Below are 18,155 nucleotides of genomic sequence, written 5' to 3'. Positions count from 1 at the left end.
ATGCCATTTCTCGCTACTTATTACTCTGATTGTTCCAAGCTATATAAACCGAACATTTCTTCATTTAAATCAGCTGGATCCCCGGTTTTTTTCATTAATGATTTCAGTTCAATCAGTAAATCAGATTTCTTATTTTTGAACTCTAGATATGAAATTAGATTTTCCATTTCCCAAGGGTCGTTTTTTATATTGAAAAGCTGATATGTAACTTTACCATCTTTACTGCTAACGATTAGTTTATAATCTCCTTTACGAACTGCTCGATGTGCCCCTCTTTGTGTTGGCTTTTTATCACCAGGCCATGCATTATAAGCATAGAGCATTGATGGTCTGACCTGCTTTTTATCACCAGATAAAATTGGACTTAGATTTTCTGTTTGAATAGATTCTGGTATGTCAATATCTACTAATCCGCAAAGTGTAGGAAATACATCATGCAGATACGCGAACGCCTCTCTTTTTTGATTTTTTGGTATTCCTGGGCCTACAAAAATTAATGGAACTTTTATACTATGTTCATAAACGCTTTGTTTGCCCAACAAACCATGTTGCCCCACTGCAAGGCCGTTATCGCCAGAAAAAACTATAATCGTATTATCCGCTTTTCCTGAAGCTTTCAATGCTTCTAATACTCTTTCAATTTGAGTATCTGTAGCGGTTATCATAGCATGATAATCTGATATATGCTTCTTAACCTCCTTTTTGGTTCTTGGAAAAGCAGCTAACTTTTCATCGCGTATTTTCATATCGGCAATGGGAAAAGGGTGCCCTTCCATAAAATTCTCAGGAACTTTGGTTTCTTCCTCCAAATACATAGCATGGTATTCTTTTGGAGCGGTCCTGGGATCATGCGGTGCCGTAAAGGCTACGTATATTAAAAAAGGACTATCAGATTTATCATCTTCTAAGAAATCGATAGCTGCATCAGCAAAAAGTTCACTAGAAAATTTCTCTTCATTGATATAAGGTTTAGACCAGCCTCTTTCCTTATTGAAGTCTTTGACCTTTGTACCAAAATGTTTAGTCATTCCTCCTAAATACAATGATTTACCTTCATCAAACCCCTTCTCTACCCATTGCACGCCGTTATGTTGTTTTCCAGTAGCGAAAGTATGGTATCCGTTAGCCTTAAAATATTCTGGAAAGGTCAAATGCTTTGAGACTCCTTTTAAACTATCGGCAACTGAGAACTGCGCATATACATTAGGTTCTAGATTAAAATAATGACGACCCGTCATTAACATTGCCCTACTAGGCGAACAAACAGCACCATGGGGTGCTCCCAAAATATAAGAATTGGTAAACGAGGTGCCTTGTTCCATTAAACCATCTAAAGCAGGGGTCAAGACCTCTTCTATTCCTAAACTACCAACGGATGTATAGCGTTGGTCATCAGTAAATAAAAAAAGTATATTAGGCTTATCCGATTTTGCAACAGTTTTGGTTTCAGCCTTACATCCTACAAAGAGTGTAATAGCTAATAACAGCCTGTAATAGTTTGAGTTGATTTTGTACTTCATTAATTTATGATTCAACTTTTATCGTTTTCCTCATTTCTCTATTCCCTTCGCATCTAAAAACCGCTCTAAATTCTGTTGGGTCAATTCATCACTATCCCCATATTTTTTACGTAAATCTTGAAGCTGTTTATGCATATTTTCTTGAACCGATGCATATTCAGGGTTATCATATAGATTTTTCATTTCTGTGGGATCTTGTTCTAAATCATACAATTCCCATACATCAATATCATAGTAGAAATGAATGAGCTTATACCTATCTGTCCTAATGCCGTAATGCCGTTTTACTTTATGTTCCGCAGGATATTCATAATACGTATAGTAAATAGCATCGCGCCATTCTGAAGCTTCACCAGAAACTAATTTTCGGAACGATTCTCCTTGTATGTCTTTCGGTATTTCAACGTTTGCATAGTCCAAGAATGTTGGGGCAAAATCAATATTCTGAATCAAGTTGTTGATTTTTGAACCTGCTTTTATCTCCTTTGGATACTTCATTAAAATTGGAGTTCTAAAGGACTCTTCGTACATAAAACGCTTATCGAACCAACCATGCTCTCCCAAATAAAAACCTTGATCAGAAGTATATACTACAATCGTATTTTCTTCTAATCCGTTTTCCTTCAAATAGTCTAAAACTTCACCAACGCCATCATCAACAGATTGAATTGTACGTAAGTAATCTTGCATATACCTTTGATATTTCCAAAGCGCTAAATCCTTACCCTCTAAATTCTTTGATTTAAAATCCTTAATGATTGGATCGTAATACGCATCCCAAGCCTTTTTTTGTTCATCAGTCATTCGGTCATACTGCCTTTGGAACATTCCACGATAAGGAGTTTTAATTTCTTTTTCCTTATCGAGCATTTTTAAATCATACACCAAATCCATGTCTTTGTAGATACCCATTTCTTGGTCCGCGGCAGCTGGCCTGCCTTCATAGTCATCAAAAAAATTATCCGGTGGTGTAAATTGAGTATCGTCAAATAAAGTAAAGTACTTTTCTTCTGGCATCCATGTTCTGTGCGGTGCTTTTTGATGGTACATTACCATAAAAGGTTTTTTCTCATCTCGTTTCTTATCTAACCAATCTAAGGTTAAATCTGTGGTTACTTGAGTGATATAGCCTTGATACGTTTTTTTGATTCCGTTCTCAATAAACTCAGGTGAATAATATTGACCTTGCCCTGGTAGCACATTTGAATAATCAAAACCTTGTGGGATACCATCTAAATGAATTTTACCTATCAAAGCAGTTTCATAACCCGCTGTTTGTAAGTGTTTGGCAAAATTATCTTGACTCCAATCAAAAGGTAATATATTATCTACCTTACCGTTCATGTGGCTATGTTTACCGGTGAGCATTGCCGCCCTACTTGGTGCACATATTGAATTGTTGACATATCCTTTGGTGAACAATGCACCTTCGTTTGCAATTCTATCAATATTAGGGGTATTATTTAAACCATGACCGTAAGCACTTATGGCTTGGTACGCATGGTCATCGCTCATTATAAAAATGATATTCGGCGGCTGTTCCGTTTTTTTATCGTCAACTTTTGTTTGGCAACTTGCAAACAGAAGTGTTAAATAAAACAGATTAAAAAATAGAGCTCCTTGGTTAACTTTACCCTTTCGGTAATACATTTTTTTCAGCATTATCAAATTTTTCATTAATGATAGATTGTCTTTTCATTAGTTCTTAAACCCTACTTAGGTGCCAAATTATTCACTATCCAATTAATATCTCCGTTATCTTTAAAGGAAAGTAATAAGTAACTTAAACACTCTTGGTGCAAGGCAAATAAACTCAAGTAAAAGTTATAAAAAAAGGGAGGAACAACCTCCCTTTCTCTACTTAATAAACTAACAAACCGAGGGAACTAACTAACATTTTTATTTTGTACTATTTACCAACCTGGAGTCTGTTCTAGGTTAGGGTTTAAAATAAGTTCGTCCGTTGGTATAGGGCTTAAATACCCTCTAGTTGGATCAAAGTTGTAGTTTCCAAAATTACTAAACGGTAATAAAAAGCCATCGCTATCCAAGGGAGTTTCGACAGATACAGTGTTCACTATACCATCGTTATAAAATGCACCTCTTGGTTGATCACCATCAAATAATGCATGTGCTCTCCATCTCCTTAAGTCGTTTGTTCTAAATCCTTCTGCCATAAGTTCAACAGAACGCTCTCTTCTAACTTCATATTGAATAGGAGTTAAATTGTAGCCATAATCTGGCCAGTTAGGATCTACAGCAATGTTGGACAATGTAATACCGGGCATACCAGCACGGTCACGCAATAGATTTATAGATATATCTAAATCTGATTGCGTAATGGTACCTAATTCAGCTTTCGCTTCTGCAAAAATTAACAATGCTTCTGCGTAACGCATAATAATTCTTGACGTATTCTGAGTAAAATCATCAACATCACCGTCATAGTTTACGTTTCTGTACTTCTGACTTTCATAACCTGTATTGCCCGTGTTTGCATCACCAAAGTCTGGAAATTCCCAAAGTAAAGTCTCTCCATTTCGTATTTCCACCACGTCGCCAGGAACCATAATTAATTCAGCTAATCTTGGATCTCTGCCAATTTCAATAGTGTTTAAGTCTAAATTACTTCCATCAACATCACTTAAAGCAGTAGGTAAACCATCCGCAGCCAAATAACTATCAACCGCAAATTTAGTGTAGCCACATCTATTGGGCCATGATATCTGTAACACATTTGCCAGGCCTAATGAAACCGCATCATAATCTTTCCATAACAATACCTCTGTATTGTTAGCCAAACCAACTTGATTAAATAAACTTGCATAGTCGTTGTGTAAAGAAAATACACCGCTATTCATTACATCTTGCGCTGCATCTGCTGCTATTTCAAGAAAACGACTACCATCTGATCCTGCAACACCTAAAGGGGTGTTGTTATGGTATTTTTCCCAAGTACCTTCATACAAAGCCACTGTTGCTTTAAACAGTTGCGCAGCTTCTCTACTTACTCTTGGAGCATCAGGAATTTCTGAAAAAGATAGCATTAGACCAATTGCAGTGTCTAAATCTGAAAGAATAAAATCCGCAACTTCGTTTCTTGGGTCTCTAGCTGCAAAAACAAATTCCTCATCGTCAGCGGTAAAACTGTTAGGGAATATTGGCACATCTCCATACCTTGTTAATTGAAGAAAATAATAGTAGGCTCTAAAAAAATAGGCTTCTCCAGAAAATTGGTCAATTAAAGCTTGGTCCGTATCATCAATAGATATAGGTTGATCTAAACGATCTATAAGAAAGTTTATTTCCCTCACCTCATCCCAACTCCAATTGGTGCCCGCGCCAAAGCCGGAACCAGAGGTTGGCAAATCATAAGCTAATCCGCTGAGTCCATTGCTCGGGGCTTCAGTCGTCCCCATATCCGTACTACTATCAGGTAAAATGTTGAAACCAACATTAAGACCTTGCCAGCCCGGTAAGTCATTATAAAACCCATTTACAGCTGTTCTAAGGTCATTAGAATTTTGATAAAAAGTAACTTCGGAAATTTCATCTAAAGGCGGCTTATCTAAGTAATCTTCACAAGCTGTTAAAGAAAATATTGCACTTAGAATAAGTAGTTTATATATATTTTTCATAATTATTCTTTTTTTTTAAAATGAGATATTTGCTCCAAACGACACTATTTTGGATAATGGATAGGATGATGCGCTACCTACTAGGTCACTATTACCAGCAAAATCCCTCACCGTCTCAGGATCAAAAAAGATCAAATCAGAAATAGTAAATAAATTTTCACCTGTTACGTACAATCTTATATTGCTAATATTAAATTTATTAGTTAAATCTGAAGGGAGGGTATATCCTATCTGTAAACTTTTTAATCTAGCATAGGCACCGCTTTGTATAAAGTGCGTTGTATTTTGATTGTAGTTTTTATTGGTTCTACCTCCACCATTTAAATAAGGTTTTGGAAAATAAGCATCTGTATTGGCACCTAACGGATTAGTCGTATCTTCTGGTCTCCAATAATCTAAATGGCCTTCCCAAACAAAAGCATGGAAGGGACCATTAGATGGACCTCTAAATCCTTGAGAATTTCCTGTAACTAAATTTACGTCACGTTTTCCTACTCCTTGTAAAAAGGCATTGAAATCAAAATTTTTATAATTCATACCCACTGTAAATCCGTATTGGAAACGCGGTGTACTATTACCTATAACTTTAAGGTCTCCACTATCGCCATCTGCATTATTACCGTTATCTATAAGACCATCACCGTTTTGATCGACATATCTTAAATCTCCAGCTTCATAAGCATTTCCGTTAATAAAGGATTGATCTACTCCTGCTGTGTATGCGTCAGCTTCTTCGTTGCTTTGAAACAAACCATCAGTTTCATAACCATAAATAGCTCCAAGATCTTGACCTTCGAAGAAACTGTTCAAAATACTACCTTCATTAGGGTAGTCTACAATCGTCTGCTTATAATCATTAAGAACACCTCTAATACTATATCCAAAATCTCCTAATTGCTGTCGCCATGTTACTTCTAGGTCAAAACCTTGCACTCTAGATGTTCCAACATTACGAAAGGGAGGTGTAACCCCAAGCTGTGATGGCAAATCTAAACCTGGACCGGTCATGTCCTCGGTGTCTATTCTGTACCAAGAAAAAGCCATGTTCAACTTATTGTCAAAAGCACCAAAATCTAAACCTATATCTGTTGTGGTCACAGTTTCCCAAGTTAAACCTTGACTTGCTAGGTCGGGTGTTGAAGAAAAAATACCCTGTTGCCCATTAAATAAGAAGCTAGTTCCAGGTGTATTTATAGGAATAGTAGATAGATATCTGTAGAGTTCTACATTCTGATTTCCTAAAGAACCATAAGACCCTCTTAATTTAAAAGTGTTGATTTTATCAATTGGCCAAAAATTTTCTTTGGCAATGTTGTAACCAACGGAAAAACTAGGTAATCCTACCCATTGATTTCCTGGTGCAAATCGAGAAGAGCCATCCCTTCTATAAGTAAACTCTGCAAGATACTTTTCTTTATAATTATATCTCAACCTACCAAAATAACCTACAGTAGTAAAGTCCTGGATAATCTCGTCATTAATTATTTGATCATCGTCTAATGCAGCACTGAGAGAAACTATATCGTTTGTAATTAAATAATCTGTTGTAGCTTGGAGAGAATAAACATCGGTTATCTCGCTTTGAAAACCTGCCGTTACATTAAAATTATGGTTATTTACAGTTTTATCATAATTGGCATAGATATTTGGCGAGAAATATTCAGTTCTAGAAACTGTTGGTGAGTACGACGTTTGTTGTTGAGAAATTCTATCAACAAGACCATTTGGGACAACTTGTTGATGCGCCAAAATAGTCTCTTCCCTAAAGCCATTATTTCTTCTATAATTTAAATCTACATTTAATGTAAGATTCTCTGTGGGTCGAATAATGAATTTAGGTGCAAGAATAATTTGATCGGTCCTAGTCTTTAAACGTTGAAACTCCCAAAATGGATAATAAGTATGTTGTAATAATTCTTCACCATAAATTGGATCGAATTGTGGTAGTGTAGGTTTTATTTTAGTAATTAAATCAAGAACTCTGGTTTTATTTCGTAAATCCGTTCCCTGACCAGTTTCTGAAGGAAAATCAGTAAAACTTTTTAAATACTTAGTATATAATTCTACTGTTAACCATTCATTGGCTTGTGCACTGAATTTTGCATCTATATTGTATCTCTGAAAAGATTCGTCTCCTACTTTTAGTAAACCCTCTTCATCATAAGCACCCGCAGAAATATAATAGTTCACTTTTTCGGTACCACCGGATATACTTAAATCATGTTTTGTTCTTACCGCAGATTTTTTTAGAATAATCTCATCCCAGTCCGTTGCGCCCGTACCTTCGATACCAATTGTCCCATAATTCCAAGCGTTCCCAGTAGCATTGCTCTCTATAGAAGGTGCACTACCTGGATTAGCCATATTAGCTCTTATATTGGCTAAGTCGGTCTCGTCATAATAAACTCCCTGACCATTGTTAATACGGGCATCATTAATAGTATAAGCAAAGTCAATAGGACTCGCAGCATCTGGATATGACGTAGGGGATGAAAAAGCTACATTTGAGCTATAGCTTATTCTAGCCTTTCCATTTGAAGCTTTACCACTTTTAGTGGTCACCAAAATAGCACCTGAAGCGGCATTTGAGCCATATATGGCAGCGGCAGCGGCATCTTTAAGTACAGAGACAGATTCAATATCTTGTGGGTTAATATCGTTTATTTCCATACGCACTCCGTCTACAAGTACTAAAGGACCGCTGTCTCCTATAGCACCAGTTGCACCACTTGTTAAGTAACCACGAATGTTGATATTAGAATCAGCACCAGGCTCACCCCCAGCTGTAGAATTAGTAATAAACAAACCAGGCACCGTACCTTGTAAAGATTGTACAGCATTAGCAGTAGGTCTATCTTTGAAAACTTCAGCATCTACTTGCGATACTGCTGCGGTTAAATTCACCTTTTTCTGAGTACCGTAACCAACAACTATTACCTCTTTTAATTCTGAAGTATTTTCTTTTAAAGTTACTACTACTTCATCCTTGCCATCTACAGGAACTTCCTTGGTGGTAAAACCAATATAGGATATCTCCAGTACAGCATCTGCACTACCTACTTCAATAACGAACTCACCATCAAAATTTACAGTAACTCCGTTAATCGTACCTTTTTCAAGTACACTAGCCCCAGATAATGGTAAGCCATTTGAATCATAGACCTGACCACTAACTTTAAATTGCTGTTGAATTGGACCGTCTACATAGTTGCCCTCATCTACATTTTTTTCTTCACCCTTTAAAGGGGTTAGAATAATTTGCTTCTCTAGAACCTTATACTTGATAGTGCCTTTAGAGAAAATTCGTTGTAGAATTTTATCTATATTCTCTTTGTTAGCTTTGATACTAATAGACCCAATTGCTTCAAGGTCTTCTTTGCTATAAAAGAATTTAAATTCGGATTTTGACTCTATTTCCGCAATAACATTGAGCACGGATACGTTGTCAAGATCTAAAGAAATCTTGGTTTTTTGGGCATATCCTACATTAGCTTGTAGCTGAAGTAATGCGGTAAACAAGAACAATAACGATAATTTCATCTTTAAGTCGAATTTTGGAAAAATATACTTCCAACCTCCAGGAGTGTTCCTTCGTTTTTTCATAATTTTGAATTGATTTTAGTTGTTAAGCGACTAGGTCATTTAAATTTTCGGAAAGTGCTGCAACACTTTCCGATTTTTTTTGTTCAAATCATATGCACATATTTAATTTTTAGGTTTGGTCACTTTTGGCACCACACTGATGCTCCAAAGGTTAATTTAGGCTCTCTTGGTTTTTGGTAATCGTAATTTTATCTGCATTTATAGCGTAGTCAAAAGGAGTATGTTCACTACAGATTTTTAATATCTGCTCAAGTGTTTCTCCATCAAAAGACCCTGTGAATCTTTTGTCGCCCAATGCCACATATTTATTTTCTATAGTCACATTAAAGTTTCGCTCCAGTTCATTTAATATTAAGTAGAACTGATCATCTTCAAAAAGTAGTTTATCTTCTTTCCATGCTATATATTTATCAATGCTTACGGTACTAACACCTATCTCATCGTTTTCAAATACCGCACGTTCGCCAGGCTTAATTTTTACTAATTCGGTCATTTCGTTTTCATCAGATTTAAAAACGACTACACTCCCTTCGACCAGTACAGTAGAAGTGTTGTTTTCATTCATGTAACTAGAAACATTGAATTCCGTACCTAGTACTCTAGTATCCATATCATGGGTCACTACTGTAAAGGGTCTTTCAGTGTCTTTTTCAACCGAAAAATAAGCCTCACCATCCAAGTATACATTTCTAGGCATTCCCTCTATAAAATTTACAGGATATCTAAGCTTTGAGCCCGAGTTGAGAAACACATGAGAACCATCCGAAAGCTGTAACTGAAACTTTTTCCCATAAGGCACCGTTAGTTGATTGTACACCAGTTTTTGATTTGGCGCATCGTTTTCTGCATAATTCAATAAGTTCTGTTGTTGTTGTACTACCAAATTACCATTAGCATTGGTAACAGCCCCAAAAGCCTCTTCATCCAAAATTTTGAGGGTTCCATCTTCAAGTTCTAAAGTAATTTGAGCTGGTGCGGCGGTAGTTGATGCAAGGTTAGTGTTAGCATAATAGACAGCTAGGGTGGTTACCATAATACCCACAAAAACAGCCGCTACTTTTAAGATAATACCTTTTTTGGAGTTTCTTTGGTTTATAGCTAAATTGGATTCGTTTGCTCTTCTTTCTACAATGTTTCTCCACATTGCGTCAAAATCTTTTTCAGGAAGCTTACTCTCCTCAGTATTGAGTAATAACACTAACGTTCGAGCCTTTTTTACAGTCTCTAATTTATGAGGGTAGTCTTCCAACCAGTTACTCCAAAAATTATCACACATTTCATCAGAACCTAACACCCACTTCTGGAAGTATTCATCTGCAATAAAATTCTCTTCTGTATAGTTATTATACCTCATTTCCTACAATTGACTATCTAATATTTTCCTTGTCTATATAGTAAGAGGGGATTAACATAAATTTTACTTAAAAAAAATATACCTTTTTTAAGTAAAATTTAACAATACCTCTGATAATAGGCATTTACAGGCTTAGAATCTTTATTCTTATTTAAAAAAATTGTGTAGAACAGAAAGAAATTGTTAAGAAATAGGAAAAATGAAAATTAGACACAGAGTTACCCAATGTTGTCTTAGAAGTTTAATAGTATGGGCCATTAGATTGTAAGTACCTTTTTTATCCAATGACATTATTTCAGAAATTTCATTGTACGTTAAATTACCGTAATACTTTAAGTGTATAATTTCGCTTTGCTTGTCATTAAGTTTGCCCAACGTTTTGAGCAACTTGTTTCGCTTTTCGTCAAAAAGTTGCTTTTCAATAAGGTTAATTTCTGCAGAATTTGTTTCTCTATGAACAATTTCCAACTCAAAATTAGCACTTGATCTCTTTCTTTTTTTTACTGTTTGGGAAATTAGTTTTCTTCTAATTGACTTGTATAAATAAGATTTTATGGAGCGCACCTCACCCAGCTTCTCTCTTGCATCCCAAATTTCAACAAAAAGGTCTTGAATAGCATCTTTGACCAACCCTTTATCATGAACCAATTTAATACCATAACTGTATAGGCGCTGAACATTATCCTTATAAATTGTGGCAAAAGCAGTTTCATTACCCCTTTTGAACTCTTGCCAAAGTTGATAATCAGAAGATTCATAACTGCTTGCATCACTTTTTGAAACACCTGAGCCACGTTCCTTTAAATATTCTTTATCGCTATGTAATAAATCAGTATTCAAATTTAATAGATTGACATTTATTCAAGGTTTGAGTGTGAAAAAGTAAAGAAATTTATTCAAAAAACAACAATGCGTTAAATTTTTATTACCATTTAACACAAATACTTTATTTTTTAAAAAGTTAAGGCCTTATTTTTATAGTCAAATAATTATACTTTTGCTCTCTTTTAGGTTTACCAAATACCACTTCAGGTCATAACCTCGTACAAGATTTCTTGCTTCAAAACGCGATATGTTAATATATAGATTAGGTATTACCGCAATAATCAGAAAAAGAAATAGCTTCAACAATCTCATACATCTTCCAAATAAAAAGAATTAGGTTTTCCCGTTCAAGTCAATCTATTTTCATTTATTATCATCCCGGTGCTGGTTCATAAAGAGGTATCTTTGTCCTCGTATTATTTTTCAACACCCCTTCGCACTAGCGAATTGATAAGGCTATTTTCAGTCCTTATTTTGATTAATAAAACGCTAGCAACCAATTTAATGCCTGATTGCTAGCAAGTAACTCATGTAGTGGTTTTAATCCTTACGCTTTGCTCAGTTCATTACTTTGCAATTCGTTTCAATTCAAAAAAATGGCGCTTTCAAAATCTACAGTAAATAAAACTTCAAAAAAAGAAGATAACAAGTCTGAGCCAATTCTTGTAAACAAGCCAGAACCTTTTGTATCTGAAACAGGAAAACCCATAATAGTCTTTGACGGCTCTTTAGACCTTAAGCGTACTATTAAAATTTTAGAAGGTGGCAAGCCTATTTTAATAACCGCTTTTTATAGTGATGGCTTACTCCTTCTTAAAGAGTTGCAATTATATCTCAAGAAAAAGCTACCCAATAAAACCCTTAAAGAACAACACCAATTCCGTTCTGCTTTTCACAAACTTTCAAATCTAGTTTTAATAGAAATTGTAGACCATAAACTGGCCGTAAAAAAAGCGCCTTCCATTGGTTGGTTAGAAAAATTATATCCAGAGGACAACAATTTTATATTATCCTTTCCGCAAGTTCAAGGCCTAAACAGTGCTTGGCAATGGTACAAAAACGGAATTACCACTCCTGTATTACGGAACAAAATACACCCTTATTACGGTGTATATTTCTCCACCCGTTTTGAAAAATTGATTCTTTTTGATAATTGGTTAAAACGTTATGAAGGACCTAAAAAATCTGCTATTGATGTAGGCGTTGGCACTGGCGTATTATCCTTCCAGATGGTTAAGCATGGCTTTCAAAAGGTTTTTGCCACGGATACAAATCCTAATGCTATTATTGGTTTAAAAGAACACATGGGTGATACCAAACTCTCCAGAAAAATTGAGCTAGATTATGGTTCTCTTTTTGGAAAATGGGATAAACAGACCGAATTAATTGTTTTTAATTCGCCTTGGCTACCAAAAATAGATAGTTCGGATAAAAACGACGAGGCTGTTTATTACGATAAAAACCTGTTTCCTGATTTTTTTGCTGCTGCAAAAGAGCGCTTGTTACCAGACGGAAAGCTTGTAATTATATTTTCTAATATAGCCCAGTTAACAAAGTCAACAAAACAACACCCTATTAAGAAGGAACTGGAGTCTGGTGGCAGGTTTAAATTAGAAAAGTCTTGGACAAAAGATGTGAAGGTTAATTCTAACAAAACAAAAGAGGACAAAGATTCTCGACCTACCGAAGAAGTAGAGCTTTGGGTATTGACGAACTAGTCCCAAATAGCTTTTTTCATTCTGCATGTTAGCTTTAAAGCCATTTTGAATTGGTATTTGATTTTGATAAATCTTGCTCTTCCTAGAGCATAAAAAACTACAACCGTTCCATGAACAGCTTTTATTTTTGACTTATCTCATTTCTAATAGATAGAATATGGGACAGGTAAACAATGGGAACAATATAACCTGGTAAATAGATATAAGGGAATTTCAATAGGGCTATGTTAGGTTGATCGAATGCGAATTGCTGTATTGGTAATGGAGATGATAGAATTGCAATCACAACAATAATCGTCAAGAAAAGTATACCAATAGAATTCCATAGTATTACAAACAGTTTTGACAATTTGTTTCTTGTAATTAGAAGATATATGAGAATTATTAATGCTGAAACCCCAACTAAAATATCAAAATTATAACCGGTAAAGGTCATCAATTCCGGAATTAACTTTCTTAAAAAGAGTTGATACAATACTAATTCCACTGGTATTCTCAAAATATGTACGGCCAACAACTTGTTGGAATTCAAGCCATCTTTCTGGACTATTTTATAAAAATATGTAGCCATCACTATACCCAAAAAAATTACCAGTAAAAATCTTGGAGGCTTGGTTTCTGTATTTTCAAAAAATCCGAAATACGCCAGTACTCCAGTAACCAAAAGTAATATAACACTCAAAATCAGGACTTTCCTATTTTGGCCAGTTCCAAAATAGAAGAGAACTAGCGATAAAATGGTAATGAGTATAAAAATTAGACTGAGCATTTTTAAAGTTATTTCCCAAATTGATTTAAGTGATGGTTGGTGTGCTTGTAAACAAATTGCCCGATTTACTCTTTACTCATTTTTCCAAAAAACGGATGTACAAAGTTGGTGTTTGAAAATGTTGGATATTCCCATAACAGATCAATCCATTTCCTTTGTTCATTTTCAAAATTTCCGGTTCCTATAATTTTCAGTTCAGGATGGGTGGGTTGGTTTTTCTTTATGGGCTTTTCATCCTTTAAAATTCCCTTTAAGGCCTTTGAACCAAACAACCGGCCAATAAATAAACGTTTGTAATTTTTCTTCCCTAGAAACATCTCTTCACCCAAGCAGCAGTGTTTCACCATTTGATAGGCATTCATTTTACCCCATTGCGCAGTGTCATTAGCTTCTAATGTATTGATTCTTAACACCAACTCTTCAACTGTATTTTGGTTAAATATCGTTTTCATATAAGTACGTGTTTTAAGATTCCATGGGAATAACATTCCTGACCTCAACAGACCCACCTAGTGTTAGAATAGGACAATTTTTAGCCATTTCCGTAGCATCCTTTAATGAAGAGGATTTCACGACCATATTACCGCTTAAGGTTTCGTTATTAGAAACATTAATATTGTTTTCAATACGCCCATTTTTATGTATTAGATTCCCTTCAAAACCTATTCTGGAAGTACTTACCAATTTAGCCTGCGAAGCAATAGTGCCTATAAAGGCACCCCATTCTTTCTGCATTCTAGCAATTTGTGTTGCAGTAGGCTGTTTCTTGCTCGGTTCCATACGGAAGAGAAACATAAATTCTTTTTGATTTTCCATTCGTTTACAGTTTTACCAATTATCTATGTTGTAAAGTTGCGAACAACGGAGAATATAAAACTTGTCCTATGGCAAGAAAATCTATTCCTCAGAAATTTCTTTCCTGAGCCTACTTAGAGAAGTGTCCGTAATACCAAGAAAGGAAGCAATGTGCTTTAAAGAAACATTTTGTATTACGTGTGGTTTTTCTTTCATCAGCCTTAAATACCTATCCTTCGCCTGATCAGCAATCATGGATACACTTTGCTGTTTTAGTGAAAAGTAACTACTCACAAGGGTTGTACGGCCTTGCTCCCTAAAACTTCGGATGTTATGAAAAAGAGTTTGAAACGTATCAAAATCTAATTGCCAACAAACACAATCCGTTAAAGCCTGAATATTTTCCCTTGTGGGGTTTCTCAGAAAAAAAGATGTCCAGTCAATAACAATATCTCCCGTAGAATAGAAATTAGTTGAAATATCATTGCCTTCTGTATCCACAACATAAGAACGTACAAACCCGCTTTCTACAAACCAATAATAATTTTCCGTAGTGCCTTCTTGTAAAAGAAAATCGTTCTTGGAAAATGAAACTTGTTTGAATTTGGGAAAAATAATATCCCTTTCTTCAGCGGAGAAATCTTGAGCTTTGAAAATGTTATTTAAAAAATGTTGTTCATTCATTTCTTGCATTTCTATTGGGTGGTTTCTTTAACCATGCAAAATACATTTTTACAAAACTATATTGGAATCCAAATTTATATTTTGCTAATCTATTATAACCAACCACTTCACTTCTGCCCTAAGCCATTTCAAATTAACCTAACGTGCTATCTTTAAAGTATCATAAATGCAATACAATTAAACCCTTTATAGCACTTAAAAAAAACTTATTAATGTATATTACCACTCTATTTAAGGATGAAAGTTATGGGAGATAGTAAACTGCTAAATTATATTAAAGAAGTACTGGAAAATATGCCTGCTGGATGGTTGAATCTAACAACCCACAGGCTAGATATTTATAATGAAAGTTTAGCTAAAACTCAATTTTTACATCAGTTTGAAGCCTTATTTAATAAAGCCAATTCCACTCAATCCGCCCTAAATGAGTTACCCACCGCTTACGACTATATTAGATTGGGCCACCCTTTATCTTGTATTCTAGAGTGGGTAATTGCTCACTTAAATAATCTGAAAGCAGATAATGTAATTAGCTTTTCATCAAAGACGATTCCCGTTTTAGCCATTTTAAGAAAAAACTTGTTAGAAGGTAACAACACCCAAATCATCTATACAGATGACTTGCCAACATTTTTTAATGCCGAAGTTGTAAAGCGGGTGTATGGCTATAAGTTTGAATTGAAAAAAATTGAAAAAGCTTCAACTATTACAAAGTTTGATGGCAGTACCATCTTCATTTCGCAACAAGAAGAAATTGGTTCAATTGACCATAATCCAAATATTGATTTTTACGTCAACCTTAATTCTAAACTAGGCAGTATCCTAATTATAAATGGTAAGGAAAATGAGAGTTATATTTCAGATATTCAGCATGTAAGAAGAAGGGAAACTATTGCCATGACACCGGCAAATTCTATAGTTGCCTTAAAGTCAATCATCGGGCAATCTTCTACCAATACTAAGATAACCAGCACGGAGACTAACAAAACGCTAGTCTTAAATTCAATTGCAACCGTTACTGGTTCCAATACAAAGGCATTACTTGCTTCTAGCGGACTTTCTATGCAGTATGCCATTATGATGGGTCTAATTCATGATGCTTTAGACAACCATAAAGGAAAGGCTATAAAAATCATTGTTCCGCCTAATTGTTATGGTGGCACCAATGACCAAGCAAGACGTGTAGCTGCTTGTATTGACAATGTAGAAATCGTGGATTTACTTGTGGATGGTGCTAATGATATGGTACAGAGTATTGACACCATTTTAAATAACATAGCTCACGAAGATGCCGTTCCCTACATCATTGCAGAAATCCCAACAAACCCTAGAGTAGAAGTTCCAAACCTCATTAACTTAAAGGCTGTTTTGAGTCAAGAGCGAAAAACGGATAGTGGTGAGATTGCAATTGATCCCGTTTTTATTCTAGATCAAACATTTTGTCCTAATGTTCACTTTCTAGGCGAGAATGCCATCCTATCTACCATTAGAACCATTTCATATGTTAGTGGCTCTAAATTTCCTAGCGGCGGCCAATGTACTGCTGGCTATTGCGTAGGAAATACAAAAACGGAAGCTTTGATGGACAAAATAGACATGCATTTAAGACTTTGCGATAATGAAGCTACAGATTATCAAGTTGAAATATTGGCAAAGCAATTACCTTCTATGAATGAAAGAATTTATGATGCTTATAAAAACACTCGCGAATTTGTAAACTATATCCACGAGACCTTACCAGGAGCAAAAATCAATTTTGTTTCAGAAGAACTGGCATCAGAAGGGTTCACGCCATCTGTTTTTTCATTAGACCTGCCCACTAAAGGTAATACCCCTGAGGAAAAAGAAGCGTATAAGAGAGCGCTAAACCTGAAGTTAATCAACTTAATGATTACCGAAATTCCTAACGAGAGCAAGTTCTGTGTGAGCTACGGGCAGTTAAACGGTTGTTACTGGACAATACCCGCCACTTCTACTCAAGGAACGACTAAAGAGGGCGATAAAGATTACATCGTAAGAGTATCACTTTCACCAAGTTTGGACCTTGACCATCACAAAAAAGTGTTTTTAAAATTTGTTGAAAGTATTTAATTTTGGTAGAAGAAATACTCCTACCCAAGAACTAAGAAACAGCTGGTTATGTAGCTATGAAATACATTAGCACCATGGATATAAGGCCGTATTTAAACCGAATAAACTTTACTGACTCTCCGGAAGTCAACAAACGTGTTCTTTATGAACTTCAGAAAAAGCACCTTCTAAATATTCCGTTTGAAAATTTGGATATCCACTATGGAAGAGAAATAAATCTTTCAATAGCTCATATTTATAAAAAAATAATCATTGAGAACCGTGGTGGATTCTGTTACGAGCTAAACGGGCTATTTCATCAACTTCTAAAAGAAATTGGTTTTAACGCAAAACTGATTTCAGCTCGCGTTCATGTGCAAAATGAAGAATATAGTCCTGAGTATGACCATATGGCCATTATCGTTAATTTGGAAAACCAAGATTATTTGGTAGATGTTGGTTTTGGAAAGTTTACATTAGAACCGCTAGAATTAATACCAAACCAAAAGATTACCGATACTCTTGGCCAGTTTCAATTCGACACCTATGAAAAGGATTACTACCGCATAAATGAACTAAAAAGCAGTGACTTAATTCCGCAATATATTTTTAAAACTGACCCACGCGAACTTTCTGAATTTGTTCAGAGATGTGAATTCCACCAGACCAGCGATGAATCGCATTTCAGCAAAAAGAAATTAATATCCATTACAACAAATGAAGGAAGAATAACGCTCAATAATTCACAGTTAAAAATTACCAAAGCAGGAATAGAGGAAGAGGTAAGGTTTAAGGAAAGTGAGTTTGAAACAAAATTGAAGCACTACTTTGACATAGAAATTAGAAAAGATAGTTACTAATAAAGTCTAAAACCATTCCAAACCTATCTCAACTCTAGTATCTTGCAATAATAAACTGTCATTATGAAATTAAACTTATTGTCTTGCGATGCTCAAAGACCAGATAAAAGAGCAATAGTCCAATGTATTACAGAGATTTCTAATGTAGGTAGCTCTTTAGCTCATGAACTTACCGATATCCTTTTAGAAGGAGATGCTGTAGACATTGAGGTTGAGGATAAAAATTCTGGTTCTGCCCTAAGAGCGTTGCGTAAACTGAATGTTGATTACGAAATAATAGAATAAACGAAAACTGAATCCCTTTTCTTGACAACACTCT

The 18,155-nt window shown here is 35.3% G+C and carries 14 protein-coding genes; 4 read left to right on the top strand and 10 right to left on the bottom strand.

Annotated elements, in window-relative coordinates; translation table 11 throughout:
* Nucleotides 1–20: 20 nt before the first annotated feature.
* From IWB64_RS09250 to IWB64_RS09225, 6 genes are all read right to left on the bottom strand, one after another.
* Complete coding sequence (locus IWB64_RS09250; RefSeq protein WP_194533747.1) at nt 21–1,520, bottom strand: sulfatase-like hydrolase/transferase; 1,500 nt, start codon at nt 1,518–1,520, stop codon at nt 21–23.
* A gap of 30 nt (nt 1,521–1,550) precedes the next feature.
* Nucleotides 1,551–3,197: a sulfatase family protein gene (locus IWB64_RS09245; RefSeq protein WP_226975841.1), complete on the bottom strand. Its 1,647-nt coding sequence runs from the start codon at nt 3,195–3,197 to the stop codon at nt 1,551–1,553.
* A 236-nt stretch (nt 3,198–3,433) separates the two neighbouring features.
* Entirely contained in the window at nt 3,434–5,158 is a 1,725-nt protein-coding gene (locus IWB64_RS09240) for a RagB/SusD family nutrient uptake outer membrane protein (RefSeq protein WP_194533746.1), read from the bottom strand.
* Nucleotides 5,159–5,173: 15 nt separating this feature from the next.
* Nucleotides 5,174–8,761 carry a SusC/RagA family TonB-linked outer membrane protein gene (locus tag IWB64_RS09235; RefSeq protein ID WP_194533745.1) on the bottom strand — a complete coding sequence of 1,196 codons (3,588 nt, stop codon included), beginning with the start codon at nt 8,759–8,761 and terminating at the stop codon, nt 5,174–5,176.
* A gap of 151 nt (nt 8,762–8,912) precedes the next feature.
* Complete coding sequence (locus IWB64_RS09230) at nt 8,913–10,115, bottom strand: FecR family protein (protein ID WP_194533744.1); 1,203 nt, start codon at nt 10,113–10,115, stop codon at nt 8,913–8,915.
* A gap of 183 nt (nt 10,116–10,298) precedes the next feature.
* Nucleotides 10,299–10,955 carry an RNA polymerase sigma factor gene (locus IWB64_RS09225; protein ID WP_194533743.1) on the bottom strand — a complete coding sequence of 219 codons (657 nt, stop codon included), beginning with the start codon at nt 10,953–10,955 and terminating at the stop codon, nt 10,299–10,301.
* Nucleotides 10,956–11,536: 581 nt separating this feature from the next.
* Here IWB64_RS09225 and IWB64_RS09220 point away from each other — a divergent pair.
* Nucleotides 11,537–12,658 carry a methyltransferase gene (locus IWB64_RS09220; protein ID WP_194533742.1) on the top strand — a complete coding sequence of 374 codons (1,122 nt, stop codon included), beginning with the start codon at nt 11,537–11,539 and terminating at the stop codon, nt 12,656–12,658.
* 121 nt (nt 12,659–12,779) lie between these two features.
* Here IWB64_RS09220 and IWB64_RS09215 read toward each other — a convergent pair whose 3' ends face one another.
* From IWB64_RS09215 to IWB64_RS09200, 4 genes are all read right to left on the bottom strand, one after another.
* Entirely contained in the window at nt 12,780–13,427 is a 648-nt protein-coding gene (locus IWB64_RS09215) for a hypothetical protein (RefSeq protein ID WP_194533741.1), read from the bottom strand.
* A gap of 65 nt (nt 13,428–13,492) precedes the next feature.
* Nucleotides 13,493–13,879, bottom strand: coding sequence for a hypothetical protein (locus IWB64_RS09210; protein ID WP_194533740.1), 387 nt, complete (start codon nt 13,877–13,879; stop codon nt 13,493–13,495).
* Between the two features lie 13 nt (nt 13,880–13,892).
* Nucleotides 13,893–14,243 (bottom strand): YciI family protein, encoded by a 351-nt coding sequence (locus tag IWB64_RS09205; protein ID WP_226975840.1) that lies wholly within the window; start codon nt 14,241–14,243, stop codon nt 13,893–13,895.
* 81 nt (nt 14,244–14,324) lie between these two features.
* On the bottom strand, nt 14,325–14,906 hold the full coding sequence (locus IWB64_RS09200) for a Crp/Fnr family transcriptional regulator (RefSeq protein WP_194533739.1): 582 nt from the start codon (nt 14,904–14,906) through the stop codon (nt 14,325–14,327).
* Nucleotides 14,907–15,152: 246 nt separating this feature from the next.
* On the opposite strand from IWB64_RS09200, the gene IWB64_RS09195 reads away from it, so the two are divergent.
* The 3 genes from IWB64_RS09195 (at nt 15,153) to IWB64_RS09185 (ending at nt 18,121) form a co-directional block, all read left to right on the top strand.
* A complete protein-coding gene (locus tag IWB64_RS09195) occupies nt 15,153–16,997 on the top strand; it encodes a PLP-dependent aminotransferase family protein (RefSeq protein WP_194533738.1) in 1,845 nt (614 codons plus the stop codon).
* A gap of 56 nt (nt 16,998–17,053) precedes the next feature.
* Nucleotides 17,054–17,836 carry an arylamine N-acetyltransferase family protein gene (locus IWB64_RS09190; RefSeq protein WP_226975839.1) on the top strand — a complete coding sequence of 261 codons (783 nt, stop codon included), beginning with the start codon at nt 17,054–17,056 and terminating at the stop codon, nt 17,834–17,836.
* Between the two features lie 63 nt (nt 17,837–17,899).
* Nucleotides 17,900–18,121, top strand: a complete 222-nt coding sequence (locus IWB64_RS09185; protein ID WP_194533737.1) for a hypothetical protein — start codon at nt 17,900–17,902, stop codon at nt 18,119–18,121.
* The last annotated feature ends 34 nt before the right edge of the window (nt 18,122–18,155 follow it).

Origin of the sequence: Zobellia nedashkovskayae, assembly GCF_015330125.1 — a bacterium.
GTDB lineage: Bacteria > Bacteroidota > Bacteroidia > Flavobacteriales > Flavobacteriaceae > Zobellia > Zobellia nedashkovskayae.
Note: the sequence above shows the minus strand (reverse complement) of the source record. Positions and strands in the feature narration are given on the sequence as shown.